Consider the following 26028-nt stretch of genomic DNA (forward strand, 5'->3'; position numbering starts at 1 on the left):
TGATCGATCTGATGAGGGAGCCACGCAGTCTTGCGTCGCCGACCGCCTGACTGTCCGACGCGGCCTTCCGTCACACCCCTCCGACATCCCCCCTAGTTCACCCTATGGTGGGATGGCACTTGGGCCGACCCCCGCTGATAGTGGGAACTCGTCAGGAGAGGACCATGCGACAACGATTCGCGCCATCCGCCGGAGAGCCCGGCAACCCCTTCAGCTCAGCCATGCAGCGCATCCTGCGGCAGACCGAGGTGCTGCTGCAGCGGCGCATCCCGTTCAGCCCGTCGGGCTGGCCCATCGAGGATCCGCCCGCGCTGGAGGGCCTCGAGGTCACCGAGTCCACGTGGGACGAATGGACCGAAGCGATGGCGCTCCAGAGCCGGGGCGCGTGATCCGCGCGCATTGATCGCCCGTGCCGGTGCCGCGCCCGCGCGAACTTGAGCCGGCAAAGCGGCGAAGAACTCCCCCAGTCCTGACCCCTCGGTGATGCAGTTCACCGAGTCCGCGACGACCGCTGCGTTCGTCGCGCTCATCGCGGCATGGCGGACAGTGGTCGCGGCGAAGAATCCGTTCACCCCAACGAACGAGAGCGCTTCGCCATGCACGTCAAGTCCAACGCTTCTTCGTCGCCGGCGGCCCACGTCGGCGCGCCCGCGTCCACCGGCCCGGCCAAGGCCGCCAAGGCCAGCAACGGTGGCGCAGCCGATTTCACCCGGATGCTGAACGACGCGAAGGCCGGCGCACCGGCCTCCGCGGCGACGGCCCCGATGGCCGCCGCGCCGGCCGTCGCCGGGACGGCCAGCCCCACCCCCGCCACGCTGTCGCTCGACACGGCCTCGCTGGCCGCGCGCGGCTGATCGCCGCCGGGAGTTCCCCTTGAGCAGCGTGCCCCTCCTGTCCAGCCTGGTCGCCCTGGCGACGTCTTCCGACGGCTCGCACGAGAGCGGCCGTGCCGCCTCGTCGGGCGGATCCTCGGGATCCTCGCGGGGCAGCGGCCCCAGCCTGACGCTGGGGCCCGTCCTCGGCGTGACGGCCACCATCAGCGCCAAGGGCCTGCAGGCGCTGGCGGGTGACGCGGTCGATGCCGTCGAGACGGTCGCCGACGTCGTCACCGGCACGGTCGGCGGTGTCGCGGGCGGCGTCGGCAACGTGCTCGGCAATGTCGTCGGCTACGGCGTGATGGCCGCGCTGGGCGGCGCCGCCGTGCTCGACGAACTGGTGTGAGGGTCAGGTCATGCGCCTTCGACCGGCCTTCGCGCAGCGCATCCGCGTCCTGCTGCTCGGGCTGCCCGGCCTGATCGGGACGACGGGGCTAGTCGGCTGCGCCGTGCTGAGTCCGCTGCCCGCCTGGGAGCTGGTCAAGGGCGCCGGCACCGCGACGTCGACCGCGCTCGCGACCGCCGCGCCGGCCAAGGCCAGCAACACCGTCCACCACGGCGACGCGCCGGTGCGCACGCTGTGCATCGAATTCAACCGCAACGCACCGCTGGAGGACCTGGTCCCGGCGATGCAGGCGGAGCTGAAGGGGCAGGGCGTGGACAGCCGTGTGTACGAGCCCGGCACCGGGCTGCAGCAATGCGGCGTGTGGCTGCGCTACGTCGCGACGATCGAATGGGGCGTGCCGCCGATGGCCAGCGGCTACCGCGCCAACCTCAGCGCCGCGTCGCTGAGCCTGCACCGGTCCGACGGGACGCTGCTGTCGACCAGCAGCTACGTCGCCGAGGAGAACTTCGGCCTGGCCCGCTGGGCCGGGACGCGCAACAAGATCGCGCCGGTCGTGAAGGCGCTGATCACCGGTTTCCAGAGCTGAGGGGAGGGATGTGATGTCGAAGAACAAGTCCCGTGGCGCGATCGGCGCGTCCACGTTGCCGCTCGCGGCCGTCGTGCTGGGGATGTTCGGCGGATGCGCCGGCACGCCGCCGACGGTGGCCGGTCCGATGATGGTCACGCCGCCGCAGGCGCCGATGTACATCGAGCGGCCGAGCAACGGCGCGATCTACCAGCCGGGCATGTCGCCGACCTCGCTGTTCTCGGGCGAGAAGCGCCCGAGCGCGATCGGTGACACGCTGAAGGTGGACATCCAGGAAACGCTGAAGGCCAGCCAGAAGCAGACGACCGACACGACCCGCGACAACAAGCTCGCGGTGCACGGGCCGGGCGGCCAGAGCAAGATCGGCGCGGTGGAGCGGCTGCTCAACATCGACGCGACGGCCGCGGGCAGCGATTCCTTCAAGGGCTCGGGCACGACGGAGACGGACAACAGCTTCACCACCACGGTGGCGGTGAGCGTCATCAACGTGCTGCCCAACGGCAACCTGCTGGTGGCGGGCGAACGCAACGTGGGCCTGAACAAGGGCGTGAACACGCTGCGCTTCTCGGGGATCGTGAATCCGCGCGACATCCGCCCGGGCAATCTGGTTTCGTCGCGCGACGTCGTGAACGCCAGCCTGGAGAGCGTCGCGCAGGGCGACGTGTCGGAGGCGTCGTCGCGCAGCTGGCTGCAGCGCGTGCTGGCAAGGAGCCTGTCCATCTGGTGACGCGCTGATCGCCGCACGGTCAACCCGCAAAGCGGGCCGACGCCACGGGCCTTATCGACCGATCGAGGTCGGCGGTCCGCTTCTATAACCCACGATTCGCCGCAATGGCTTTCGCGACAGGTCCGCATCAGGGGCGGAGGGCGGAGCCTTGTCCGGTGGACTTCACGCAGAACACATCATGAGCACGAGAGGGACGCGGACGCCGACGCACGACGGCGCACCGGACACGACGAGCGACGACTGGCTGGCCGACGGCCAGATCCGGACGTACCGGCGTGGCCAGAAGATCATCGAGGCCGGCACGCCGCTGGCCGAATGGATCGCGATCAGCGGCGGGGCGGCCTTCCTCGCGGCCAAGGTCGCGGCGGACACGCGGGTGGCCGTGGCGGCGCTGTGGCTGGGCGACGTGATCGGGGCGGACTCGCCGCTGGGCAAGCTGGCGGCGCGCTACGACGTGACGGCGCTGGTCGACGTGACGACGATCCACATCCCGATGCCGCGGATGAAGGACACGAAGGCGCCGGAGCGCGACGCGGCGACGGGCGAGCTGTACGCGGCGACGGCGTCGCGGCTGCAGGACCAGATCACGATGCGGCTGGCCGGCAACGGCTTCCAGCGGCTGATCAGCGTGCTCGCGACGCTGGCGGCGGCGCTGAGCAGCTCGCAGCGCGCCGGCACGGTGGGCAACAGCCTGGCGCTGCCGGTGTCGCAGGCCTGCATCGGGCAGCTGTCGGGGCTGTCGCGCCGGCAGACGTGGATCTACCTGGGCCAGCTCGCCGAGCGCGGCTGGAGCCGCACCTCGCGCACCAAGGTCACGCTCGAGGGCCTGAACGCCTGGCTGAGCCTGATGCACGAGGTCGAATCGCGCGGGCTCGATTGCATGGCGACGGTGGACCAGTGCGACATGACCTTGTCGCAACTGGCCAGCGCGAGGACGTCGCTGAAGTGATCCCGGGGGCGGGGGTCAGGTCTTTCGGAAGCTGATCTCCGCCGCCTTCTTCGCTTCCATCTTCGGCCCGAAGCTGTTGAGGTTGCGCAGGATCAGCGTGTGGTGGTCGATGATCTGCGGCGCCGTGAGGTCGCCGTAGGCGATCGTCGTGTGGCCGTCCTCGACCAGCGTGACGTCGTAGCCCGAGCTCAGCGCGCGGCGCGTCGATGTGTCGACGCAGAAGTCGCTCTGCGCGCCGCAGATGACCAGGTGCGTCACGCCGACACCCTTCAGTACCGCGTCCAGGTCGGTCTTGTGGAAGGAGTCCGGCGAGGTCTTGAACACGCGCCGGTCGTCCGGCCGGACATGCAGGCGATCGTCGATCTGCCAGCCCTCGCTGCCGTGACGCAGGGCCTCGTAGCCGGCGTCCTCGTGCTGGACGAAGATCACCGGTGTCCCGCCCTCTCGCGCCCGGGCGATCAGGCCGTTGAGGCGGCCGATCACGGCGTCGACCTCGTGGCAGGCATACTCGCCCACGCAGAGCGCGCGTTGCAGATCGATGATGAGCAGGGCAGTGGTCATGGCATCCGGCCGTTGGCGATGAACAATGCCGGCCAGCATAGCCGGCAGGCCACCGTCCACGCCGATCGTCATGTCCTCCGACCTTGTCCCCGCTTTGCGGTGCCGGTCCGCCTTGGCGAGCCCTGGCCTGCGCAGGCGACGCCTCAGAATTTGTAGTTCAACACCACCCGCATCGCGCGGTTGTCGCCGCGGATGTTGTTGGGCTTGTCCAGGTTGAGGTTGTCGCCGCCCAGCCGGTTGGGCGTCGCCCCGGTCTGAGGCGCGTTGCCGATCCAGTCGTCGAAACCGCCGTAGTTGTCGGCACCCAGCACGTTCAGCACATCGAGTCGCAGCGCCACCTGGTGGATGCCGTACTTGAAGGCCTTGCCGATGCTGATGTCGACCTGCCGGAAGCTCGGCGAGTCGCCCTCGACCAGGAAGCACTGCGGCGTGCCGCCGATGCAGTTCGTCAGGCGCCGCGGGAAGCCGCTCGCATACGTGCCCTTGGCCGAGAAGGTCAGCCCCCACGGCAGCAGCTTGTCCGTCATGAACGCACCGACCAGCCGGTGCCTGTCCACCAGCGTGCTCGGATTCCAGCCGCGACCCGCGCGACCGTAGGTCCAGTCGAAGGTGTCGTTGCTCCACTGGAGGTTGGTCGTCTTCGCGTCGCTGTAGGTGTAGGCCAGCGTCGCCGTCCAGCCCGAGGACTCGGTGTACGGCTTCTCCGCCTTCACGAACACGGAGTCCGTCCGCGTGCGGCCGATCGAATCGCCCAGCACCACCTGCCCGAATCCGTTCGGACCGCCCCACAGCGGGTCGATGGACGACTGCTGCGCGAAGCCGCCGTTGGCGTCGCGGTTGCCGCTGAACCAGACGAACTGGTTCTTCGCCTCGACGCGGCTGAGCGCGATCTCGCCGTTCCATGTCTTGGTGAGCGCCTGCCGCAGCCCGATGCTGAACTGGTCCGCGTAGGGCATCTTCAGGTCGTTGCGGATCAGCCAGATCTCGCCGCCAGGCGACTGGTTCTTCTGAGTCTCGTCGAGCGCGTGGTTGGCCATCGTGCGGTCGTAGCTGCGGCCGTAGCCGCCGAAGACCACCGTGTTCCGGTTGCCGAAGACGTCGTAGGAGAACCCGACACGCGGCGCGATCGCGTTCTTGAACGCTTTGCGGGAGTTGCCGCTGCTGATGTACTGCGACACGTCGATGCCGCCCTTGGCCAGCGATTGCGCATAGGTCTGGCCCGCCGGCGGCGTGATGCCGTAGCGCTCGACGTCCGGCGCGAGCAGCGCCGCGATGCGGTCGGCCGGCGTGGCGTACGCGTTGTTCAGCATGTTGTCCTCGTAGTCCCACCGGACGCCGAGGTTGAGCTCGAGCTTGTTCGTCACGCTCCAGTCATCCTGGAGGTACAGCCCCCACTGCTTGTTCTTGAAGCTGGCGCCCGAAGCCGCCGCCGCGCGCCGGATGTTGCACTGCGCGCTGGTGCTGCCGTTGTTGGAGACGTTGGTCCCGAGGCAGTTGCTGCCGTCCCAGTAGGGCAGGCCGGTGACGTTGTCGATCAGCACCTCGACCGCGTCGACCGAGTTGGCCGTGCCGCTGAGGTCGTAGCGCATGTCCTTGAGCTTGACGCCGCCCTTGACGACGTGGCCGTCGAAGCCGGTGTAGGTCAGCTCTTCCGACAGGAAGGTGCCGCGCTGCTTGCGCCGCTGCGCGTCCGGCGAGCCGCCGTCCAGGATCACGTCCTGCGAGGACGTCAGCACCTGCGGCGACGCCGTCGACACCTTGTAGCGGACCAACGGCGTGTCGGACGCCGACTTCGGATTCCAGAGGTAGTCCTCGTAGCCGATGCGCGCCTCGCTGAGCCAGTCGTCGCGCGACCACTCGTGCTTCAGGTCGATGCGCGTCTCGTCGTTGCGGCGCTCCTTGTCGTTGCCGGGCAGCGAGAGGTTGCGGTCCTCGGCGATGCGGTCGGTCTCGCGCCGCAGCCGCGCGCTGAGGGTCAGGCGATGCTCGTCGTTGAGCTGCGCGTCGAGCTTGCCGAAGAACAGGTCCTCGTGGAACGGATCGACCTGGCTGCCGCGTCGCGCCAGCAATTCGGGCACGATGCCGGCGTTGGGCAGCTTCTCGAAGTTCTGGCCCGCGATCTGGCGGGAGTCCTCGATGCGCTTCGCGTCGTAGGCGACGAAGAAGTGCAGCTTGTCCTTGACGATCGGACCGCCGACGCTGCCGCCGTATTCGTACTTCTCGGACGACGGGCGCGGGATGCCCTGCGCCTCGCGCTCCTTCTCGAGCGAGTTCATGGCCCGCCAGTTGGTGCCCGTGCGGTCGCCGTAGAGCTCGCCGTGGAATTCGTTGGTGCCGGACTTCGTCACCGCCGTGATCGCGGCGCTGCTGACCTGGTCGAACTCGGCCTTGTAGTTCTGCGTCAGCACCTTGTATTCGGAGATCGCCGACTGCGGGAACGGGTTGCCGCGCGTGTCCGACTGGCCGCTGACGCCCCCGCGCAGGATGTTGTTCTTCTGGCCCACGCCGTCGATGAAGACGTTCAGGTGGTCGAAGTCCTGCCCGCCCGACTGCACGCGGCTCAGGCCGCTCGAATCGGTCGAGAACGCGACGCCCGGGGCGAGGTCCGCCGCGCTGAGGAAATTGCGCGTGTTCTGCGGCAGCGCTTCGATCATGCGTTGCGACACGACGGTGCCGAGCTGCGAATCCTTGACGCCTTGCCGGCTCGCGTTGCCTTCGACGGTCACGGTGCCGAGCTGGATCGCGTCCGGCGTGTCCGCCACGGGCGCGGTGCCCAGGTCGAGCGCGGCGCTCTCGCCGACGGACAGCGTGATGCGTTCGGTCTTGATCGGTTTTCCGTCGGCCGCGGCGACGCTCACGACGTACTCGCCCGGCGCGAGGCCGATCAGCGCGTAACGGCCGTCGGCCCTCGTGCTCGTGCGGTACCGGGCGCCATTCGCGCTGTTCGTCGCGGTGACCGACAGCCCGCCAGGCTGAACGCCCGCAGGCGCATTGACGAGTCCGCGCACGGTGGCGCGGCTCACCTGAGCCTGTGTGGAGGGGACAAAGCCGGTGCCGAGTGCCATTGCGATTGCAAAGGCGAGCGCGGACCGGGTGGGGATGCGGGGGAGGCGGTCATGGACCGCTTCAGGTGGACGGGCCGGCCTTGGCGCGGCGCATCTGCTCCGCGAAGACCTGTTCCATCGCCTTCTTTTCAGGCAGCACGTACACGATGCCACCGCGCTTGCCGAAGGTCGGCCAGAGCGTCTGCTCGAAGAATTTCACCGGCATGTTGATGCAGCCGAAGCTGATGCGGTTGTCCTTGGGCGTCGGCGAGGCGAGCCGCTCCAATCGACGCTCCGCAGGGTTGGTCGGGCGCACGCGGTGCATGGACACGGCGGCGTCGTAGTCGACCCAGAGCACGTCCTCGTGCCCGGCGTTCTTGCCGGGCTGCGCGACGAAGCGGCCGGCCGGCGTCGTGCGCTCGGACGGTTTCACCTCGGCGATCGGCCGCAGGCCGATGCCCGCGACGCTGTCGTCGCCGGCGGCATAACCCAGCAGCACCGGCGTGGTCGCCTGGAGCTTGCCTTCGGGGCTGAAGACCAGCACCTGGGCCTGGCGCTTGTCGAGGATCGCGAACGGGCGACCGTTGTGATCCCAGCCCGCCATCACCCATTGGGCGAGCTGGCGGGCCTGCTTGGAAACCTTGGTCTTGCCGAATTCGGCCGTGCCGGTCCGCTGCACTGGAGCGGGGGCGTGGACGACCGGCTGGACCGGTGCGGAAGGGGTGTGTCGGGCCACGACGGGCGGAGCCGGTCGCAGGTGCTTCATCAGGAAGGTCGCCGCCGGCCAGGCCAGCAGCGCGCCGGCCAGACCCAGCGCCAGTCCCTGCGCCGCCCATCCCGCACGTTCCCGCAGGTGCTCAGGGATCCGTCCCGGAACCGACCACGAGGGCGGCTTCGGTGGCGGCGGATCGCTGAAGAAGTACCCGCTGGAGGCGCGCAGCATGGTGGGCTTTCAGGGAGAGGCTAGGGCCGGGCGTGGCGGTGCGGACTCACCGATCAGTTGCGGTCGGCGCGGGGGCCCGCGTGCCGGCGCTGGTCGGCTCGGCCGGCAGCGGGTCTTGCGTGGCGGGCTGCTGGTTCTGCCATTGGTCCGTGGACGACGGCTGGGTCTGCTGCGACTGCGCTTCAGGCGTGGTCTGGTCCTGCTGCGTGGTGGCCTGGTTCGACTGGTCGGCCGGCGTCATGCTCTGGTCGGCGGGCGCCTGTTGCTCAGTCTGGGTGGCGGGGTACTGTTCCTGGGTCGCTTGCGTCTGGGTCGACTCGGTCGAGTTCTCGACCTGCGCATACGCCAGACCCAGCACGCTGGCAAAGGCGGTCAGGGCAACGGCACCGGTCACGAGGGATTTGGTCGCGTTCATTGGGTCTCTCCTTTGGGCTTGAGGGGCCGATCGGTGGAGATCGGTTAGGACCAACTTTGGACCGTGGACGGGGAGTCGAACGTGGGTTGAGGGCGCGAGGGTTTGTAGGACAAACGGCAGGTTTCAACCCGATACATCCGCGTGTTCATCGGGGCAAACGGCGATCCCTCGCCCAAGAAAAACCGGACGGCCCTGAGGGCGGTCCGGTGAAGAAGGCGCTGATGGACGCCTTCGGAGACAGGAAACCTCCGAACAATAGGCATTCACCCCGATCGCATAAATGCTGCGCCGCGCAACGCACCGTTGTGGGGGCCTCAACAATCGTCCCTGGTGCCCGCGCTTCCCCGTGAATCCTGGGGGTGTCACCTGCACCAGGGTATGTTGGGCGCTGATCGCCCAAATGATCCACGCCACATTCGGTTACCGCTAGGCCTGGGATAGGCACCGGCTGTCGGTTTCGTGCGATAGATGTCCGCTCGCTATGTGTGGTTGTCAATGGATGTCAATGACTTGCGTCAAGATCGCCCCGCCGCGAGCGTTCTGCCCCAACTTTTTCAGCCCGTCACCAGAAACTGGTTTCCTAACGGTTTCTTGATGCCGAAAGGGACGGGGACGTCGGAACACGGGACGCGGCCGAATGGTGCCGTTTGAGGGTTCGTTGCCGTTCGTCATCAGCGGGCCGCGTCGCGGCCGCCTTTCTTTTGTGTTTGAGGAGGACCCATGTCTACTGTGCTGACCGATCAGGGCGGCGGATCCGCCGGCGCGAGCTGGCTGGACAAGGAGCGCACCATCGCCGCTCCCGGTTTCAACCGCTGGCTGGTGCCGCCGAGCGCGCTCGCCATCCACCTGTGCATCGGGATGGCCTACGGCTTCTCGGTGTTCTGGCTGCCGCTGTCCAAGATGCTGCAGACCGCCGGCACCGGCGCCGCGTGCGGCAAGGACGTGGGCTTCCTGGCTCAGCTGTTCACCACCGGCTGCGACTGGACGGTGCTGACGCTGGGCACCATCTACATGCTGTTCTTCCTGTTCCTGGGCTGCTCCGCGGCGATCTGGGGCGGTTGGCTGGAACGCGCCGGTCCCCGCAAGGCCGGCCTGGTCTCGGCCGTGTGCTGGTGCGGCGGCATGCTGATCTCCGCCTTCGGCATCCACACCCACCAGTTCTGGCTGATGGTGCTGGGCTCCGGCGTCATCGGCGGCATCGGCCTGGGCCTGGGCTACATCTCGCCCGTGTCGACGCTGATCAAGTGGTTCCCGGACCGTCGCGGCATGGCGACCGGCATGGCCATCATGGGCTTCGGCGGCGGCGCGATGATCGGTTCGCCGCTGGCCGTCGAGCTGATGAAGCACTTCGCCACCCCGACGGACGCCGGCGTGATGCAGACCTTCGTCGTGATGGCGGTCGTGTACTTCCTGTTCATGGTCGCCGGCGCGCTGGGCTACCGCGTGCCGCCGACCGGCTGGAAGCCTGAGGGTTGGACCCCGCCGGCCGTGCAGGCCAGCAACACCATGATCACGCAGCGCCACGTGCACGTGAAGAAGGTCTGGGGCATTCCGCAGTTCTGGCTGGTGTGGATCGTGCTGTGCATGAACGTGACCGCCGGCATCGGCGTGATCGGCATGGCCAGCCCGATGCTGCAGGAGATCTTCGGCGGCTCGCTGATCGGCGTCGAAGCCAAGTTCGCCGAGCTGGACAAGACCCAGCTGGCCGCGATCGCCGGCATCGCCGGCGGCTTCACCGCGCTGCTGAGCCTGTTCAACATCGGTGGACGTTTCGTCTGGGCCTCGCTGTCCGACAAGCTCGGCCGCAAGCTGACCTACACGGTGTTCTTCGTGCTGGGCGGTCTGCTGTACGCCAGCCTGCCGAGCAGCGCCGCGGCGGGCCACAAGCTGGCCTTCGTGGCGGCGGTATGCGTGATCCTGTCGATGTACGGCGGCGGCTTCGCCACCGTGCCGGCCTACCTGGGCGACCTGTTCGGCACCCAGTTCGTCGGCGCCATCCACGGCCGCCTGCTGACCGCCTGGGCCACCGCCGGCATCCTGGGCCCGTTCATCGTGAACGGCATGCGCGACTACCAGCTGGGCCTGGGCATCCCGCGCGAGCAGGTCTACAACCAGACGATGTACATCCTGGTGGGCATGCTGGTCATCGGCCTGATCGCCAACCTGGTGATCCGTCCGGTCGCCGACAAGCACTTCATGACCGACGCCGAACTGGCCGTCGAGAAGAAGCTGGCCCATGAGAAGGCCGCCGCCGCCGAAGTGGGCAGCGGCCCGGGCGCCGGCCGCGCCACGCCGACCTTCCTGGTCGCGCTGGCCTGGCTGGCCGTGGGCATCCCGCTGGCCTGGGGCATCTACCGCACGCTGCTGAGCGCGTCGAAGTTCTTCAGCTGAGCTTGCGCGCAAGACCCGCCGGCAGCGCGAGAGCGTCTGACCGGCTAGCATGACCCTCGCCCCGGCGGCCGTCCACGACGACCACGGGGCGACTCTGTTTCAAGACCTCGCGTTGGGCGAGGGGCGGACAGGGAACAACGATTTTTGGAGGACTCGATGAGCGAGCAGAAGATCCACTTCTACAAGGGCCCGGCGGGCGGTTGGGGCGCACTGAAGAGCGTTGCCAAGCACCTGCAGGCGCAGGGCGTCGCGGTGAAGGGGGCGAAGACGCTGCTGTCGGCCAACCAGCCGGACGGCTTCGACTGCCCCGGCTGCGCCTGGCCCGACCGGGATCACCGCTCGACCTTCGAGTTCTGCGAGAACGGCGCCAAGGCGATCGCCGCCGAGGCGACCGCGCACCGCGCCACGGCCAGCGTGCTGGGCGGACACACCGTCAGCGAGCTGGCCGAGTGGTCCGACTTCGACCTCGAGAACATGGGGCGCATCACCGAGCCGCTGGTCTACGACCGCGCCACGGACCGCTACACGCCGATCGCCTGGGACGACGCCTTCGAGCTGATCGCCGCGCGCCTGAACGCGCTGAAAGATCCCAACGAGGCGATGTTCTACACCTCGGGCCGCGCCAGCAACGAGGCCGCGTTCCTGTACCAGCTGTTCGTGCGCGAGTTCGGCACCAACAACTTCCCCGACTGCTCGAACATGTGCCACGAGCCCAGCGGCCAGGGCCTGAAGCCGACCATCGGCATCGGCAAGGGCACGGTGACGCTGCACGACTTCGAGAAGGCGGACGCGATCTTCATCTTCGGCCAGAACCCGGGCACCAACCACCCGCGCATGCTGGGCGAGCTGCGCGAGGCCTCCAAGCGCGGCTGCAAGATCGTCAGCTTCAACCCGCTGCGCGAGCGCGGCCTGGAGCGCTTCGCCGACCCGCAGGACAAGATGGAGATGGCGACGCTGGGCAGCACGCCCATCTCGACCAACTACTTCCAGCTGCGCATCGGCGGCGACATGGCCGTCATGAAGGCGCTGTGCAAGCGCGTCTTCGAGCTGGACGACGCGGCGGTGGCCGCCGGCGGCGAGCGCGTGCTGGACCTGGGCTTCATCGCCGAGCACACCAACGGCTTCGAGGACTTCGAAGCCAGCATCCGCGCCGAGACCTGGGAAGCGCTGGAGGCCGAATCCGGCCTGTCGCAGGAGCAGCTGTGCGCCGCCGGCGACCTGTACGCGCAGGCCAAGCGCGTGATCATCTGCTGGGGCATGGGCATCACCCAGCACCAGCACTCGGTCGCGACGATCCAGCACATCGCCGCGCTGCTGATGCTGCGCGGCAACCTCGGCCGCGAAGGCGCGGGCGCCTGCCCGGTGCGCGGCCACTCCAACGTGCAGGGCGACCGCACGATGGGCATCTACGAGAAGCCGCCGAAGTCGCTGCTGGACCGCCTGGGCCAGGTCTTCGGCTTCGAGCCGCCGCGCGAGAACGGCTACGGCACCGTCGAGGCCATCCAGGCGATGCTCGACGGCAAGGGCAAGGTGTTCTTCGCGCTGGGCGGCAACTTCGCCTCGGCGACGCCGGACACGATCGCGACCTGGAAGGCACTGCGCAACACCGACCTGACCGTCCACGTGACGACCAAGTTCAACCGCAGCCACACCATCCACGGCAAGGAGGCGCTGGTGCTGCCGTGCCTGGGCCGCACCGAGATCGACATGCAGGCCGCCGGCCCGCAGGGCGTGACCGTCGAGGACTCGATGAGCATGGTGCACATCTCCAGCGGCATGAACGCGCCGGCGTCGGAGCACCTGCTGTCCGAGCCGATGATCGTGGCGCGCCTCGCCGCCGCGACCTTGAAGGGCCGCTCGAAGACGCCGTGGCTGTGGCTGGTGGAGGACTACTCGCGCATCCGCGACAAGATCGAGGAGGTCTTCGACGACTTCGCGGGCTTCAACGAGAAGATCAAGACCCCGGGCGGTTTCCGGCTGCGCAACACCGCGTCGGAGCGTGTCTGGAACACGCCGACCGGCAAGGCCAACTTCATCACCTACCAGCTGCCGACGGACACGCCGCTGCATCAGGCGCGCGCGCGGATGCGCGACCAGAAGACGGTGGTGTTCAACCTGGCGACGGTGCGATCGCACGACCAGTACAACACGACGATCTACGGCATGGACGACCGCTACCGCGGCGTCTGGGGCCATCGCCGCGTGGTGTTCATCCACAAGGACGACCTGCGCGAGATCGGCATGAAGGCCGGCCAGTGGGTCGACATCACCAGCGTCTACAGCGACGGCGACACGCGTCGCGCCGAGAAGTTCGTGCTGATCGAGTACGACATCCCGCGCGGCTGCCTGGCGAGCTACTTCCCGGAGACCAATTCGCTGGTGCCGTTGAGCAGCGTGTCCATCGGCGCGGGAACGCCGACGTCCAAGTCCATTCCCGTGGTGCTGACCCTGCGCGAGCAGGACGCGCCGCTGCCGCAGGACCAGGCCCGCTCGGTGGCCGGGGTGGCCGCCTGAGGCACGCCGGATGAACCGCGCCGACGCGCCTGCCGCCGATGTCCGCGATGCGCCTGACCGTGGGGTCGGGGAGGAAGTCGAGGACGACGGCGACATGGCCGCGCAGGCGCGTTTCGCCCTGGAGACGCTGGCGGAGCTGGACGGCGGCAGCGGCGTCTCGCTGCCGCGGCTGGCCAAGCGCACCGGCCTGCGCGTCAGCGTGCTGCTGCGGCTCTACACGCTGATGAGCGACGCGCGCGTCGGCGACGCGCAGGGACCCGGGTGGGTGCGCCTGCACGTGGATGAAGATGGCCGCTGGATCGCGCGCATCACGCTGGCGGGTCGCGGCGACAGCGCCGACGACGGGCCGGCACAGACCACGACATGAGCGGCATCCCGAGCACTTCCATGAGCGCTTCCCTGGGTCACCCCATCAATGGCGCCGACAGCGACGCTGTGGGCGACGCGTGCGCATTGCCCGACGATGACGACGCGCCTCTGCCTTCCGCGCTGGTCGCGGTGCGGCCGGAGCGGCTCGGCGCCACGCGCGCGGCGGACGAGGAGTTCGTCGCCGAAGAGGTGCCGATCGCGCTCGAATACAACGGCCTCTCGCACGCCGTGATGCTGGCCACGCCGCTGGACCTGGAGGATTTCGCGCTCGGTTTCTCGCTGACCGAAGGACTGCTGGGGTCGCCGGCCGATCTGCTCGACGTGGAAGTGCGCGCGCGGCCCAATGGCGTCGCGCTGCAGTTGCGCGTGACGGCGCGCTGTGAATCGCTGCTGAAGGAACGTCGCCGCAGCATGGCCGGCCGCACCGGCTGCGGCCTCTGCGGCACCGACAACCTCGACCAGGTCTTCCGCGTGCCGGATCGTCCGGTGCCACCGTTGCCCGCAGGGCTCGCCGACGCCGAAACCCTCGTGCCGGCGCTGTCGCGCGCGATGCGCGAGCTCGCCGCCGCGCAGCCGCTCCAACAACGCACCGGTGGCATCCACGCAGCCGCCTGGTGTCGCCCCGACGGCGAAGTGGTCCTTGCGCGCGAGGACGTCGGCCGCCACAACGCACTCGACAAGCTGATCGGCGCCATGGCCAAGACCGGCATCGACGCCTCGCAAGGCTTCGCCGCCGTCACCAGCCGGGCGAGCTTCGAGATGGTCCAGAAGGCAGCGATCGCCGGCATGCCGATGCTGGCCGCCGTCAGCGCGCCCACGCACCTGGCGATCCGCACGGCGCAGTCCTGCGGACTGAGGCTCGCAGGATTCGTCCGCGACGGCCGAGCGACGCTCTACGCCTGAAGCGTTCGGACGACCGCCCACCTGCGTCGTTCAGGGCGTTGGCCGCCATTGCAGGGGGCCACAGGCGGCAAGCGCCTGAACCCCCAGCAATGCCGTCCCCAATCGCCGTCGTACTCCCCAGGTTTTGCGACTGAGGACTTCGGGGCGTGCTGTCGCGGATTTCAGAACTTGCAGCCCATGCCGAGCTGCGCGGTGATGTCGATCTGCGATGAGCCGTCCCCCTTGCGACTGAGCTTCGACGGCATGCGGAATCGCGCGGCACATTCCGTGGCATCGAGGCCGAGACCGCGCAGCATCTGCTTTGGCCCCGACATGCCGATGCTCACCGCATGGTGCGCCCGCTTGGGCGGCGGACCGATGGGCGCGCCCTCGCGTGGAAGCTCGACGACCTGGATGTCGAGACCGCGGCTCAGCATCACGTTGGATCGCGCGCCGTCGACACCGGCCGCCGGCGACGTCTGGAGCCGCGCCCGCAACGCGGCGAGCGACGCCTGCAGCGCCAGCGGCCGTCGGGCCGGTTCGTTGGACTCGGCCGGCGCGGCCGCTTCCAGCGTCATCGCTGGCGTCACCGCCGGCGCCGATGCCGGAGGTGCCGGATCCGCGGCCGACGGCGCCGCCGCGGCAACGCCCGCGATCCCGAACGTCGCGGCCACGCCGACGATCCTTCGCCAACTCCTCCTTGAGGGGTGTCCCATGTGGTCCTCCGAACTCCAACCCGCGAGCGCTCACGGTGCGCGCGGGTGCTGAAGCGCGGCTGAAGCCAGGATCAGGACTTTCCCCCGTGCCCATGGGGGATCCCGACGCTCCTCTTACCCCCTCTCCCGCTTGCGGGAGAGGGGAGGGTGAGGGCCAGCGGCGGTGGCCGTGCGGAACCCTCGTGTGGATTCTCAGTCCAGCGTCTGCCTGTATCTGAGCAGCGCGATCGTCCCTGCGACCAGCAGGAAGACCACCATCGGCCAGAGTTCGGGCAGGACCTGCGGAAACGAATTCCCCTTGAGCATGATCCCGCGCACGATGCGCAGGAAGTGCGTCAGCGGCAGCGCTTCGCCGATGACCTGCGCCCAGTGAGGCATGCCGCGGAACGGGAACATGAACCCCGACAGCAGCATGGACGGAAGGAAGAAGAAGAACGTCGCCTGCAGCGCCTGCAGCTGGTTCTTCGCCAGGGTGGAGAAGGTGAAGCCGACCGCCAGGTTCGCCAGCATGAACACGCCGATCATGGCCATCAGCAGCAGGAAGCTGCCCGCCATCGGGATCTGGAACAGCAGCGCCGCCGCCAGCAGGATCACGCCCAGCTGCACGTAGCCGAGCACGATGTAGGGCAGGATCTTGCCGATCATCACCTCCAGCGGCCGCACCGGCGTCGCGAGCAGGTTCTCCATCGTGCCGCGCTCGCGTTCGCGGGTCATCGCCAGGCCGGTCAGCATCACCATCGTCATCGTCAGGATGGTGCCGATGAGACCCGGCACGATGTTGTAGCGGGACAGCCCTTCGGGGTTGTAGCGCCGATGGATGCGCCATTCGAAGGGTGGGGGCGGGGCCGCGCCGCCGTCCGGACGCGCCGCGCCGACGAGGTCGCGTCGCAGCGCCTGCGCGCCGAGTTGCGCGAGCGCCGCCAGCGCGTTGCTCGATGCCGAGGGGTCCGTCGCATCGACGCTCACCAGCACCGCCGGCTGCTCGCCGCGGATGACGCGGCGGCTGAAATCGGGCGGGATCACGATCAGGAACTGCACCTCGCCGTCCTCGACCAGCCGGTCGCCGTCGCGCTCGGAATCGGGGCGGGCCTGGACACGGAAGTAGCCGCTCTGCTCGAGTGCCGCGACGAGGCTGCGCGCCATCGGTCCGCGGTCCTGCGTGACGACCGCCGTCGGCAGTCCCTTCGGATCGGTGTTGATCGCATAGCCGAAGAGCAGCAGCTGCAGGATCGGCACGCCCACCGCCATCGCGAAGGTCGGCCGGTCGCGCAGCATCTGCTGGACCTCCTTGATGAAGATCGCCAGCACGCGCGCGAGGCTGAAGCGGCTGGGGCGTCCCGACCTCATCGTGCGGCCTCGAAGTTGTCGGGCGTCTTGCTGATCAGGCTGATGAAGACGTCCTCGAGGTTGGCTTCCGCGCGCTCCCAGCGCAGGCCGTCACCGGCGCGATGCGGCGCGATGGCCCGTTCCAGCGCGGCCTCGTCCTGGCCGGCGACGTGCAGGCTGTTGCCGAACGCGGCGACGCTGAGCACGCCGTCCGCGCCGTTGAGCGAGGACGAGAGTTCGGCCAGACGCTTCGGGTCGTCCGCATGCAAGGCCCAGACGGTGAGCCCGGCCTGATCGATGATCTCGCGCTGCGTGCCGCGCGCGAGCAGCTTGCCGTAGGCGATGTAGGCGAGTTCATGGCAGCGCTCGGCCTCGTCCATGTAGTGCGTCGAGACCAGCACGGTGATGCCGTCCGCCGCCAGGCGGTGGATCTCGTCCCAGAAGTCGCGTCGCGCCTTCGGATCGACGCCGGCGGTGGGTTCGTCGAGCAGCAGCAGCTTGGGGTCGTGCAGCAGGCAGGCGGCCAGCGCCAGCCGCTGCTTCCAGCCGCCGGATAGCGCGCCGGCCAGTTGCGACTCCCGCGTCTTCAGTCCGAGCCGGTCCAGCGCCTCGTCGACGCGGCGGGCGCGATCGTCGAGCTCGAAGAGCCGCGCGATGAAGTCGAGGTTCTGCCGGATCGAGAGGTCCTCGTACAGGCCGAAGCGCTGCGTCATGTAGCCGACCTGGCGCTTGATCTCGCCGGCGCGCTGGCGCATGTCGAGGCCGAGGCAGGTGCCTTCACCCTCGTCGGGCGTCAGCAGGCCGCAGAGCATGCGGATCGTCGTCGTCTTGCCGCTGCCGTTGGGGCCGAGGAAGCCGCAGATGCGGCCGCGTCCGAGTCGCAGGTCGACGTGGTCGACGACGGTCCGCTGGCCGTAGCGCTTGGTGAGGCCGCGGACGTCGATGGCGAGTTCGCTCATGGACGTCCCGACGAGGAGGTGATTGAGGGCGCTGGGGTGCGTGGGGCGGATGAGGCGATTGCCACGGGCCGGACCTCCAGCGGCTGGCCGGGATGCAGCCGGAGCGCCTGCGCCGGATCGGGCCGCGCTTCGACAAGGAACACCAACCGTGAGCGCTGGCTGTTGGAATAGATCACCGGCGGCGTGTACTCCGGCTGCGGCGAGATGTAGCTGATGCGCGCCGCGATCGGCGCGCCGCAACCGTCGCAACTGAGCTGGACGTTCTGCCCCGGGCGCAGCGACGCGAGTTCCGGCTCCGGCACGTAGAAGCGCGCCTTGCGCTGCGCCGGCGGCAGCAGCGACACCACCGGCTGCCCGGCGTTCACGTATTCGCCGACGCGGTAGAAGGTGTCGTCGACGAGGCCGGCCGCCGGCGCGCTCTGGCGCGTCTGCGACTCGCGCCACTGCTGCTGGGCGAGCGCCGCCGAGGCCGCTGCCGTGTTGGCGCGCGCGGCGGCCTGCTGGTCGTTGCGAGCGGGCAGTTCCGCCACGCGCAGGGACGACTCCAGCTCACGCACCCGCTGGCGCGCCTGCGCCGCCGCGGCGCGCGCGTCGTCCAACCGGGATGCGGAGATGAAGCCCTGCCCGATCAATTGCTGCTGCCGCGCGAGATCGGCCTCCGCCAGCGTCGATTGCGCACGGGCCTGGGCCAGCTGTGCGCGGCTCATCGCGATCTCGTCGGGACGGCGGCCCTTGGCGACGTCCGCCTGCTCGGCCTTTGCCGCCGCCAGCCGCGCGTCGGCCTCGGCACGCGCGGCGCTCACCGGCGTGCCGTCGATGCTGAAGAGCGCCACGCCGGCGTTCACGGTGTCGCCGCGCTGGACCTGGAGTTCGACGAGCTGTCCCGCGACCGGCGCCGCCACGTAGACCGGATCGCCCTCGGCGTAGCCGGACCAGGCCGGCGGGGGCGGGTCCCCGCAGGCGCCCAGCAGCGCGACGGGGATCAGGGCGAGCGGACACAGGCAACGCGGCATCTTCGGCATCGACGCGATCTCCGGCGACGGGGTGAGAAGGATTATTGCCCCGGGCCCGCCCTCGCCCGCGAGTAGCGCGGTCGACGTGCTGGCGTCGGGCGCGTGGCGACAGCCCCTCCGTCACCAGGGGCAAGACGGGTGCCCCGCTGCGTTTTGATGACGGTCGACATTACATTATTGATGTCGATCGACATTTAAAAACTTCCCTTCCTCCTTCCGATCCCTCTCCACCGCATTCAAGGACACCACCATGGAATTCAAGAACACCGTCGCCTTCGTCACCGGCGCCAACCGCGGCCTGGGCAAGAGTTTCGTCAAGGCGCTGCGGGCCGCCGGCGTGAAGAAGGTCTACGCCGCCGCGCGCGACCCGTCGACGATCGACCTGCCTGGCGTCGTGCCGGTGACGCTGGACGTGACGAAGCCGGATCAGATCGAGGCGGCCGTGCGCGCCGCCGGCGACGTGACGCTGCTGATCAACAACGCGGGCATCACGCGCGGCTCGCCGCTGCTGGGCGAGAAGGCGCTGCCGGCCTTGCGCGACGAGTTCGAGACCAACGTCGTCGGCCCGCTGGAGCTCACACGCGCCTTCGCGCCGGTGCTGAAGGCACAGGGCGGCGGCGCGGTGGTGAACGTGCTGTCGGTGCTGAGCTGGCTCAACCTGACGGGCGCGGCCACCTACAGCGTGTCGAAGGCGGCCACCTGGTCCGTGACCAACGGCCTGCGGCAGGAGCTGAAGGGGCAGGGCACCGCGGTGCTCGGCCTGCACGTGGGCTTCATGGACACGGACATGACCGCCGGCCTGGACGCGCCGAAGGCCGATCCGCTGGCCGTCGCGCAGCAGGTGCTGGACGCGCTCGCCGCCGGTCGCGACGAGGTCTACGCCGACGAGCTGACGCGCAGCATCAAGGCCGGCCTGTCGGCAGAGCAGGGCAGCTACCGCGGCGGCGTCTGAGGTCCGGCCGGCTGCTGCCGGCGATGACCCATCGCAGCCTTGGCGGCCATGAAGGCCTGCGGGCCTTCGTGGCCATCACGGCCAGGCGCGCAGCAGCCAGTCGTTCAGCGTCTTGACGCGGTCCGGATCGGCACCGAGCGTGCCGGCCTTCCACACCGCGTACTGCAGCTTCTGCTCGGCCGTGCTGCGGTAGTCCGTGGACGCCATGACGTAGACGCCAGGGGACTTGAGCGTCAACGGCTGCTTGGCCACGTCGAGGCAGAACGAGAAGCCGGCGGTGGGCTCGGCCTCGCCGAGGTCCATGTTGTTCGGATCGCACCGGCGCCAGATGGCCGGGTCGGTGACCGTGTAGAGCTGGTTGAACTGCTTGAACGCCCCGTTGAGCAACTTCAAGGTCAGGCCGGCCTGCAGCTTGTCGAGGCGGCGGAACGGCGAGGACTGCGTCGCCTGCGTGGAGACGGCCTCCATGAAGTTGATCGGGTTCAGGTGCTTGACCACCGCCGCCTTGCTGAAGCGTCCGCGGTTGTTGATGATCGAGCGCGTGTCCGTCGGCACCCACAGCGGGATGTTGTTGTTGACGAACTGCGCCGACTTGATGCGGGCCTGAAGCAGGCGGATGTCGCTCATCAGCGCCGCGGTGGACTGGGCCGGCGTGGCGTCGCCCAGCGTCTGCGACAGCAGCGAGTCGAAGCCGGTCAGGTAGGGCCAGTCCACCGAGTAGTTCACCCAGTCGCTCTGCGCGCCCGGGTTGAGCGTGACCTGCATCTGGTACCAGGCGTTGGTGCGCGTGTAGGAGCCGAGCTTGTTGCCGGTCTCCCAGGCGAGCAGCCACTCGCGGGTGATCTTGCCCGTCGCGTCGGTGTCGGACTGGTACACCATGTGCGGCGCCAGGAAAAAGGCGCTGACCGTGTTGAAGGGCCAGCCGCGCTTCTCGCCGCGTCCGGCCCAGGTCTTGGCCGTCGCGTCGTAGTCGCCGATGAACCAGCGCTGGTCGCCTTCCATGCCGTAGCGCTGCGCCCATTCCCACTGCTGGACGAGGTTCCATTGCAGCGTGCTGCCGACGACGCGTTCGATGAAGGCGTTGGTCGTGAAGGCGGCGGGCTCCGTGGCGATGCGCGTCGGCGAGGCCAGCTTCTGCAGCTGCGCGGCGCCGACCTGCGCGCCGTAGAGGCCGGTCTTGGCCAGGTGATTGCCGCGGCCGCCGCCGAGGAAGGCATACAGCTCGAAGCCGGACGGCTTGAGCAGGCTCTGGATCTCGTTGCGCTGCTGCGGGGTCAGGTGGCTCCAGTCGCCGAAGGTGGCGGAGCGGTGCGACTCCAGCCAGGCGGTGATCTTCTTCGACGTCGCCAGCGGATCGAGGCGCCGGTTGTCCGCGGTGAAGGTCGCGCCCTTCTCGAACGAGCCGGCCGCGTCGGCGCCCGTGGGCCAGATGTCCAGCGGATGCATCGCCGGCAGGTAGGAGTTCCAGTCCGGGAACTGGATCGGCAGCGGCACCTCGCGGGTGTTGAGGGTCGCGTTGGCGTCCATCACCTTGTCGACGTCAGCCTGCGTCAGCGCGAGCGCCAAGCCGTCCAGCGGCTTGCCGAACAGCGCCTTGACCGCGTCGCTCGGCGAGTCGAGGACGGCGTCCAGGCCGGCGCCAGCGGACCATTCGGTCACCGGCTTGCTGTCGAGCCCGGCGCCCGGCTGGTACGGCGGGTTCCACGGCGCGGCCTGCGCGACGTGTGCCATGTCGCGCAGCGCGTAGCGCAGGTAGGCGGCGATCTGTCCGCCTTGCGTCTCGGTCAGGCCGTGGAAGCGCGAGCGCTGGACGATCGAGTTGTTGGAGTAGTTGAAGTACTGCAGGTCGCGGCCGTCCGAGGCGTGGCAGGACGCGCAGGCCGCACGGATCTGGCGCTTCACCAGCGTCGACTTCAGCAGCGTGTTCTCGGCCTTCCACAGCTTCTCGCCGGCGGCGACGTCGGCGGTCAGCGTGCGGCCGGCCACCTTCTCGGCGTTGATGTCGGTGCGGACGACTGCATTGGTCGCGAGGCTCTGGCCCTGCGCGTTGCGGACCTGCAGGTCGATGACGCGGTAGCCGTTGGACTCGCCGTCGCTGCCGTTGAAGCGGAACTGCACGAGGTTCACGCCGCTGACCAGACGCGCCTTCGTGGCCGCATCCAGCGTCAGCTTCATGCGCGCGGTGTAGAGGCCGCCGCCGCGCTTGAGGCCACCCTGCACGCGTTCGGCATCGGCCAGGACCATCGTGGCGTCGGTGATGTCGACCCAGGGGATGGCGCCGGCGTTGGCAGCCGGCGTGCCGCCGAGGATGCGCAGGCTGGCCTTGACGGCGGCCGGCGTCTCGCTGGTCGCTTCATGTTCGGGAGGACCGAAGAAGCTGCAGCGATGGCAGCGCAGCCACAGCTCGGTGGCCGCGCTGGTGCCGTTGGCGTCGAGCGTCAGGTTCGCAGTGGCGATCGTCGGGGCGCTCGGCAGGCCGGCGCCCAGCACTTCCAGCGGCAGTTGCAATGCCGTCGAGGCGGTCGGGCCGCTCGATTGGGGCGGCACCGGTGCTGGTGCTGGTGCTGGTGCTGGTGCTGGTGCTGGTGCTGGAGAAGGCGCCGGCGCGGGTGCGGGAGCGGGAGCGGGCGATGGCGCGGCCGGCGTGCTTGTCGTCGGCGGCGCGGGGGGCGCAGGCTCGGGATCGGCCGGCGTCGTCGGCAGCATCGGCGTGGACGGCGGCGGAGGGACTTCAGCCGTGGGATCCCCGCCGGTGCCGCCGCCTGTGCCCGTGCCGCCTGTGCCGCCCGATCCGGTGCCCGTGCCGGCGCCGGATCCCGGATCCGTCGCGACGGGCGGACTGGCCTGCGGCTTGGCCTCGTCACCGTTCCCGCCGCCGCAGGCGCTCAGTGCCGCGAGCAGGGCTGCGGCCAGCGCCGCTCGGCTCGAGGCGACGGCGGCTCGACGGAGTCGGTCGGCGGCGGTGGGACGGGGAGCGAGCGCCATGCGGATTCCTCTCGGCGCTGCGGCCGGCGTGATCGAGACCGACGCGCAGGTCGCGCGTCAAGGCAGCGGATTAAAGTGGTCCGCTACTGGTCGCGTCAATCGATCCGGCGCCTCTGAAATCGACCGTTACCCGTGTTGCGGAATTCGGCCAACGACGCACCACAGGCCTACCTCTTGTGAGGGAGGCGAGGGGCTCCGCGAGCAGGTAAGCCGCAATGAAAAAGCCCCGCGGCGCGAGCGCGCCGGCGGGGCTTCGAGAGGAGGGCGGGCTTGCCGTCAGCCGACCAGGCCCAGGGCCCTCGGCAACGCCAGCGACAGCGTCGGCCAGTAGGTGACGACCATCAGGAAGCCCAGCATCGTGAGCAGCCACGGCCACACGGCGACGGTGAGCTCGGTGATCCCCATCTTCGTGATCCCCGAGGCCACGTAGAGGTTCAAGCCCACCGGCGGATGGCAGAGGCCGACCTCCATGTTCACCGCCATCAGGATGCCCAGGTGCACCGGATCGACGCCGAGCTTGGCCGCCACCGGGAACAGGATGGGCGCCATGATCAGCACGATCGCGGCGGGGTCCATGAAGTTGCCCGCGCCCAGCAGGATCAGGTTGACCAGCAGCAGGAAGACGAACAGTCCGAAGCCCTGCGCCGACATCCACGCGGCCATCGTCTGCGGGATCTGCTCCGAGGCCATCAGGAAGCTGAACAGCACCGCGTTGGTGATGATGTACAGCAGCATGGAGCTCATCGCCGCGGCCTTCAGCAGCACCTTGGGCACGTCCTTCAGGCCCATGTCCTTGTAGACGAAGACCGAGATGATGAAGGCGTACACCGCCGCCACGGCGGCCGCTTCGGTGGGCGTGAACTTGCCGCTGTAGATGCCGCCGATGACGACGACGATCAGCATCAGGCCCCAGAAGCTGTCGCGGAAGGCCTTGAAGCGCTCGCCCCAGGTGGCCTTGACCATGCGCGGGTAGTCGTACTTCTTGGCGCGGTACCAGGTCGTGATGCCCAGCAGGATCGACAGGCACACGCCCGGCACGACGCCGGCCATGAACAGCTGGCCGACGGACGCGGTGCCCACGACCTCGCCGTGCGGACCCGTGGCCGACATGCCGGCCGTGGCGATGGAGAACATCACCAGGTTGATCGACGGCGGGAACAGGATGCCCAGCGCGCCGGACGTCGTGATCACCCCGGCCCCGAACTGCTTCGGATAGCCCTGCTTGGTCATCGCCGGCAGGATGATGGAGCCGACCGCGACCACCGTCGCCACCGACGAGCCCGAGATCGCCGCGAACATCGCGCAGGCCAACACGCCGGCCAGCCCGAGGCCGCCGTACCAGTGGCCGATCATGGTCGTGGCGAAGTGGATGATCCGCCTCGCCACCCCGCCGTGCGTCAGGAAGTTGCCCGCCAGGATGAAGAACGGGACGGCCATGATCTCGAACTTCTCGATGCCGGTGAACAGCTTGAGCGCGACCGATTCGATCGGCACGTTCGTCATCGTGAAGAGGTAGGTCAGGACCGTCAGGCCCAGCGAGATCGAGATCGGCATGCCGGTGAGCATCAGCACCACCAGCAGCGAGAAGATGATCAGCGTGTTCATGCGCGGTCTCCCTTCGCAGCTTCCTCGGCGGTCTTCACCGAGCCCACCGCGGCGACGTCGTCCTCGATGCCTTCGACGTGACCGTGGTCCGCGTGCGGCGCTTCACCGGTGCGGATGAAGGTCCAGCACACCTGCAGGAAGCGGAAGCACATCAGGTACGAGCCCAGCGGCACGCAGGAGTAGGCGATCCAGGTCGGGATCTCCAGGTCCGGCGAGGTCGGGCCTTCGAAGAGGTCCGGGTTCTCGATGCCGAAGGCATGCGTGAACGCGTAGTGCGCGCCGTTCTCCCACACGAAGGTCGCGCCCAGCGTGCCCACCGTGGCGGTGAAGACCGCGCCGGCCAGCAGGCTGAAGATCACCAGGTACTTCGCGTGCTCGGGCTTGAGCTTGCGCACCACCACGTCGACGCCGACGTGGGTCCCGGCGCGCACGCCGTAGGCGGCGCCGAACTTGGCCATCCACACGAACATGTAGATGCACAGCTCCTGCGCCCAGCTCACGTCGATGCGGATGACGAAGTCCTGCACCGCCGGCACGCCGGCCAGGAAGCGGTGCAGCACGGCCATCGCGATCACCAGCGTCGCGGCGCCCATGAGGAACGCGATCAGCGTTTCCTCCAATCGATCCAACCATCTCAGGGACATGGCGATCTCCTTCAGACAAAGAAAAGCCGCGCCGCCCTAAGAAGGGGCGCGGCACTGGACGCCGCCGCAGGCGGGCGGACCGATCAAGCGGAGCCCGGAGAACTGGCTCTGCCAGGCTCCTGGGGGCCGCCCCCTGGGGGCCGGCGTGAGCCGGTAGGGGGAACTTATTTCGTCGGGGGGACGAAACCGGCGGCCTTGTAGGCGGCCTCGACGGTGCCCTTGCCCACGCGCGACTCCATCTCCTTGTGGACCGGCATCAGCGCCAGCTTCCACTCGTTCACTTCCGCTGGGGTCAGCGTGTAGATGGTGGTCTTGCCGCTGGCCTTGATCTTCTCGAAGGCCTGCTGGTTCTCGGTCTGCGCGATCGCGTTGGCGTAGGTCGTCGCGTCCTTGACGCTGCTGTCGACGATCGCCTTCAGGTCAGCCGGCAGGCCGTCGTAGAACTTCTTGTTGATGATCAGCGCGTAGGCCAGGTGACCGTGGTTGCTGATCGTCGTGTGCTTCTGCACCTCGTAGGTCTTCTGGGTGTAGAAGTTGGACGGCACGCCCTCGGTGCCGTCGACCACGCCGGACTGCAGCGCCTGGTACAGCTCGGAGAAGGCCATCACCTGCGGGATCGCGCCCAGCGCGCGCATCTGCGCGTCCAGCACCTTGGACGACTGGATCCGCATCTTCAGGCCCTTGAAGTCCGCCACGTGGTGCAGCGGCTTGTTGGCGCTCATGATGTGGAAGCCGTTGTCCCAGAAGGCCAGGCCCTTGATGCCCTTGGGCTCGAGCTTCTTGAACAGCTCCATGCCCAGGGTGTTGGTCGTGTTGCGGAACGAGGCGTCGTCCTTGAACAGGAAGGGCAGGTCGAAGACCTCGAACTCCTTGACGCCCAGCGGGCCGAACTTGGCCAGCGACGGGGCCAGCATCTGGACCGAGCCCAGCTGCAGCGCCTCGAGCTCTTCCTTGTCCTTGTAGAGCTGGCTGTTGGGGTAGACCTCGACCTTGAGCTTGCCCTTGCTGCGCTCCTCGACGAGCTCCTTGAAGCGCTGCGCGCCCTTGCCCTTGGGGGTGTCGGGAGCGACGACGTGGCTCAGCTTGATGACGATCGGGGCCTGCGCGAACGCGGTGGCGGAAGCGGCCAGGCCTGCGACGGCGAGAGCGGCCGACAGCAGCAGGCGGCGAGGGAATTTGGCGGACATGCGGTCTCCTGGTGTTCTTCGGAATCCGTCGATCAGACG

The 26028-nt window shown here is 68.8% G+C and carries 23 protein-coding genes; 11 read left to right on the plus strand and 12 right to left on the minus strand.

From position 1 onward, the window contains the following. Nucleotides 1-164 precede the first annotated feature (164 nt). The 6 genes from ACQ859_RS06335 to ACQ859_RS06360 all read left to right on the plus strand — a co-directional run bounded on the left by ACQ859_RS06335 (nucleotide 165) and on the right by ACQ859_RS06360 (nucleotide 3483). The gene (locus tag ACQ859_RS06335; protein ID WP_431259303.1) at nucleotides 165-389 is read left to right on the plus strand and encodes a hypothetical protein; all 225 of its coding nucleotides are present in this window, start codon (nucleotides 165-167) and stop codon (nucleotides 387-389) included. Between the two features lie 207 nt (nucleotides 390-596). Continuing rightward, nucleotides 597-854 carry a hypothetical protein gene (locus tag ACQ859_RS06340; RefSeq protein WP_431265056.1) on the plus strand — a complete coding sequence of 86 codons (258 nt, stop codon included), beginning with the start codon at nucleotides 597-599 and terminating at the stop codon, nucleotides 852-854. 19 nt (nucleotides 855-873) lie between these two features. Further along, complete coding sequence (locus ACQ859_RS06345) at nucleotides 874-1221, plus strand: hypothetical protein (protein ID WP_431265057.1); 348 nt, start codon at nucleotides 874-876, stop codon at nucleotides 1219-1221. Nucleotides 1222-1231: 10 nt separating this feature from the next. Further along, complete coding sequence (locus tag ACQ859_RS06350; RefSeq protein WP_431265058.1) at nucleotides 1232-1807, plus strand: cell division protein FtsI; 576 nt, start codon at nucleotides 1232-1234, stop codon at nucleotides 1805-1807. 13 nt (nucleotides 1808-1820) lie between these two features. Beyond that, nucleotides 1821-2534: a flagellar basal body L-ring protein FlgH gene (locus ACQ859_RS06355; RefSeq protein WP_431265059.1), complete on the plus strand. Its 714-nt coding sequence runs from the start codon at nucleotides 1821-1823 to the stop codon at nucleotides 2532-2534. Between the two features lie 178 nt (nucleotides 2535-2712). Continuing rightward, nucleotides 2713-3483 (plus strand): Crp/Fnr family transcriptional regulator, encoded by a 771-nt coding sequence (locus tag ACQ859_RS06360; RefSeq protein ID WP_431265060.1) that lies wholly within the window; start codon nucleotides 2713-2715, stop codon nucleotides 3481-3483. Between the two features lie 15 nt (nucleotides 3484-3498). Here ACQ859_RS06360 and ACQ859_RS06365 read toward each other — a convergent pair whose 3' ends face one another. The 4 genes from ACQ859_RS06365 to ACQ859_RS06380 form a co-directional block, all read right to left on the minus strand. Then, complete coding sequence (locus tag ACQ859_RS06365) at nucleotides 3499-4044, minus strand: cysteine hydrolase family protein (RefSeq protein ID WP_431265061.1); 546 nt, start codon at nucleotides 4042-4044, stop codon at nucleotides 3499-3501. Nucleotides 4045-4187: 143 nt separating this feature from the next. After that, nucleotides 4188-7067: a TonB-dependent receptor gene (locus ACQ859_RS06370; RefSeq protein ID WP_431265062.1), complete on the minus strand. Its 2880-nt coding sequence runs from the start codon at nucleotides 7065-7067 to the stop codon at nucleotides 4188-4190. A gap of 103 nt (nucleotides 7068-7170) precedes the next feature. Then, the gene (locus ACQ859_RS06375) at nucleotides 7171-8031 is read right to left on the minus strand and encodes a hypothetical protein (RefSeq protein ID WP_431265063.1); all 861 of its coding nucleotides are present in this window, start codon (nucleotides 8029-8031) and stop codon (nucleotides 7171-7173) included. A gap of 46 nt (nucleotides 8032-8077) precedes the next feature. Continuing rightward, nucleotides 8078-8446 (minus strand): hypothetical protein, encoded by a 369-nt coding sequence (locus ACQ859_RS06380; protein WP_431265064.1) that lies wholly within the window; start codon nucleotides 8444-8446, stop codon nucleotides 8078-8080. A gap of 720 nt (nucleotides 8447-9166) precedes the next feature. Here ACQ859_RS06380 and ACQ859_RS06385 point away from each other — a divergent pair. The 4 genes from ACQ859_RS06385 (at nucleotide 9167) to fdhD (ending at nucleotide 14623) form a co-directional block, all read left to right on the plus strand. Further along, nucleotides 9167-10837: an OFA family MFS transporter gene (locus ACQ859_RS06385; RefSeq protein WP_431265065.1), complete on the plus strand. Its 1671-nt coding sequence runs from the start codon at nucleotides 9167-9169 to the stop codon at nucleotides 10835-10837. A 156-nt stretch (nucleotides 10838-10993) separates the two neighbouring features. Next, nucleotides 10994-13351 (plus strand): FdhF/YdeP family oxidoreductase, encoded by a 2358-nt coding sequence (locus tag ACQ859_RS06390; protein WP_431259292.1) that lies wholly within the window; start codon nucleotides 10994-10996, stop codon nucleotides 13349-13351. A gap of 10 nt (nucleotides 13352-13361) precedes the next feature. After that, nucleotides 13362-13718, plus strand: coding sequence for a hypothetical protein (locus tag ACQ859_RS06395; protein ID WP_431265066.1), 357 nt, complete (start codon nucleotides 13362-13364; stop codon nucleotides 13716-13718). Between the two features lie 20 nt (nucleotides 13719-13738). Continuing rightward, nucleotides 13739-14623, plus strand: a complete 885-nt coding sequence (fdhD, locus tag ACQ859_RS06400) for a formate dehydrogenase accessory sulfurtransferase FdhD (RefSeq protein ID WP_431265067.1) — start codon at nucleotides 13739-13741, stop codon at nucleotides 14621-14623. 161 nt (nucleotides 14624-14784) lie between these two features. Here the strand turns inward: fdhD and ACQ859_RS06405 are convergent, their stop codons facing one another. The 4 genes from ACQ859_RS06405 to ACQ859_RS06420 form a co-directional block, all read right to left on the minus strand. Then, nucleotides 14785-15276, minus strand: a complete 492-nt coding sequence (locus ACQ859_RS06405; protein ID WP_431265068.1) for a hypothetical protein — start codon at nucleotides 15274-15276, stop codon at nucleotides 14785-14787. Nucleotides 15277-15510: 234 nt separating this feature from the next. Continuing rightward, entirely contained in the window at nucleotides 15511-16665 is a 1155-nt protein-coding gene (locus ACQ859_RS06410; protein WP_431265069.1) for an ABC transporter permease, read from the minus strand. Continuing rightward, nucleotides 16662-17603, minus strand: a complete 942-nt coding sequence (locus tag ACQ859_RS06415; protein ID WP_431265070.1) for an ABC transporter ATP-binding protein — start codon at nucleotides 17601-17603, stop codon at nucleotides 16662-16664. The genes ACQ859_RS06410 and ACQ859_RS06415 overlap by 4 nt, the downstream gene beginning before the upstream one ends. Beyond that, nucleotides 17600-18625, minus strand: a complete 1026-nt coding sequence (locus ACQ859_RS06420) for an HlyD family secretion protein (protein WP_431265071.1) — start codon at nucleotides 18623-18625, stop codon at nucleotides 17600-17602. Before ACQ859_RS06420 ends, ACQ859_RS06415 begins: the two co-directional genes overlap by 4 nt. A gap of 241 nt (nucleotides 18626-18866) precedes the next feature. On the opposite strand from ACQ859_RS06420, the gene ACQ859_RS06425 reads away from it, so the two are divergent. Continuing rightward, nucleotides 18867-19568 carry an SDR family oxidoreductase gene (locus tag ACQ859_RS06425; protein ID WP_431265072.1) on the plus strand — a complete coding sequence of 234 codons (702 nt, stop codon included), beginning with the start codon at nucleotides 18867-18869 and terminating at the stop codon, nucleotides 19566-19568. A 75-nt stretch (nucleotides 19569-19643) separates the two neighbouring features. On the opposite strand, the gene ACQ859_RS06430 is transcribed toward ACQ859_RS06425, so the two are convergent. The 4 genes from ACQ859_RS06430 to ACQ859_RS06445 form a co-directional block, all read right to left on the minus strand. Further along, nucleotides 19644-22553 carry a hypothetical protein gene (locus ACQ859_RS06430; protein WP_431265073.1) on the minus strand — a complete coding sequence of 970 codons (2910 nt, stop codon included), beginning with the start codon at nucleotides 22551-22553 and terminating at the stop codon, nucleotides 19644-19646. 276 nt (nucleotides 22554-22829) lie between these two features. Continuing rightward, the gene (locus ACQ859_RS06435; protein ID WP_088404913.1) at nucleotides 22830-24158 is read right to left on the minus strand and encodes a TRAP transporter large permease; all 1329 of its coding nucleotides are present in this window, start codon (nucleotides 24156-24158) and stop codon (nucleotides 22830-22832) included. Further along, complete coding sequence (locus ACQ859_RS06440; RefSeq protein ID WP_431266474.1) at nucleotides 24155-24796, minus strand: TRAP transporter small permease; 642 nt, start codon at nucleotides 24794-24796, stop codon at nucleotides 24155-24157. The genes ACQ859_RS06435 and ACQ859_RS06440 overlap by 4 nt, the downstream gene beginning before the upstream one ends. Before the next feature lie 170 nt (nucleotides 24797-24966). After that, on the minus strand, nucleotides 24967-25989 hold the full coding sequence (locus ACQ859_RS06445; RefSeq protein WP_431265074.1) for a TRAP transporter substrate-binding protein: 1023 nt from the start codon (nucleotides 25987-25989) through the stop codon (nucleotides 24967-24969). Nucleotides 25990-26028: the final 39 nt, after the last annotated feature.

The organism is Roseateles chitinivorans (genome assembly GCF_050632235.1).
Taxonomy (GTDB): Bacteria; Pseudomonadota; Gammaproteobacteria; order Burkholderiales; family Burkholderiaceae_C; genus Roseateles; species Roseateles chitinivorans_A.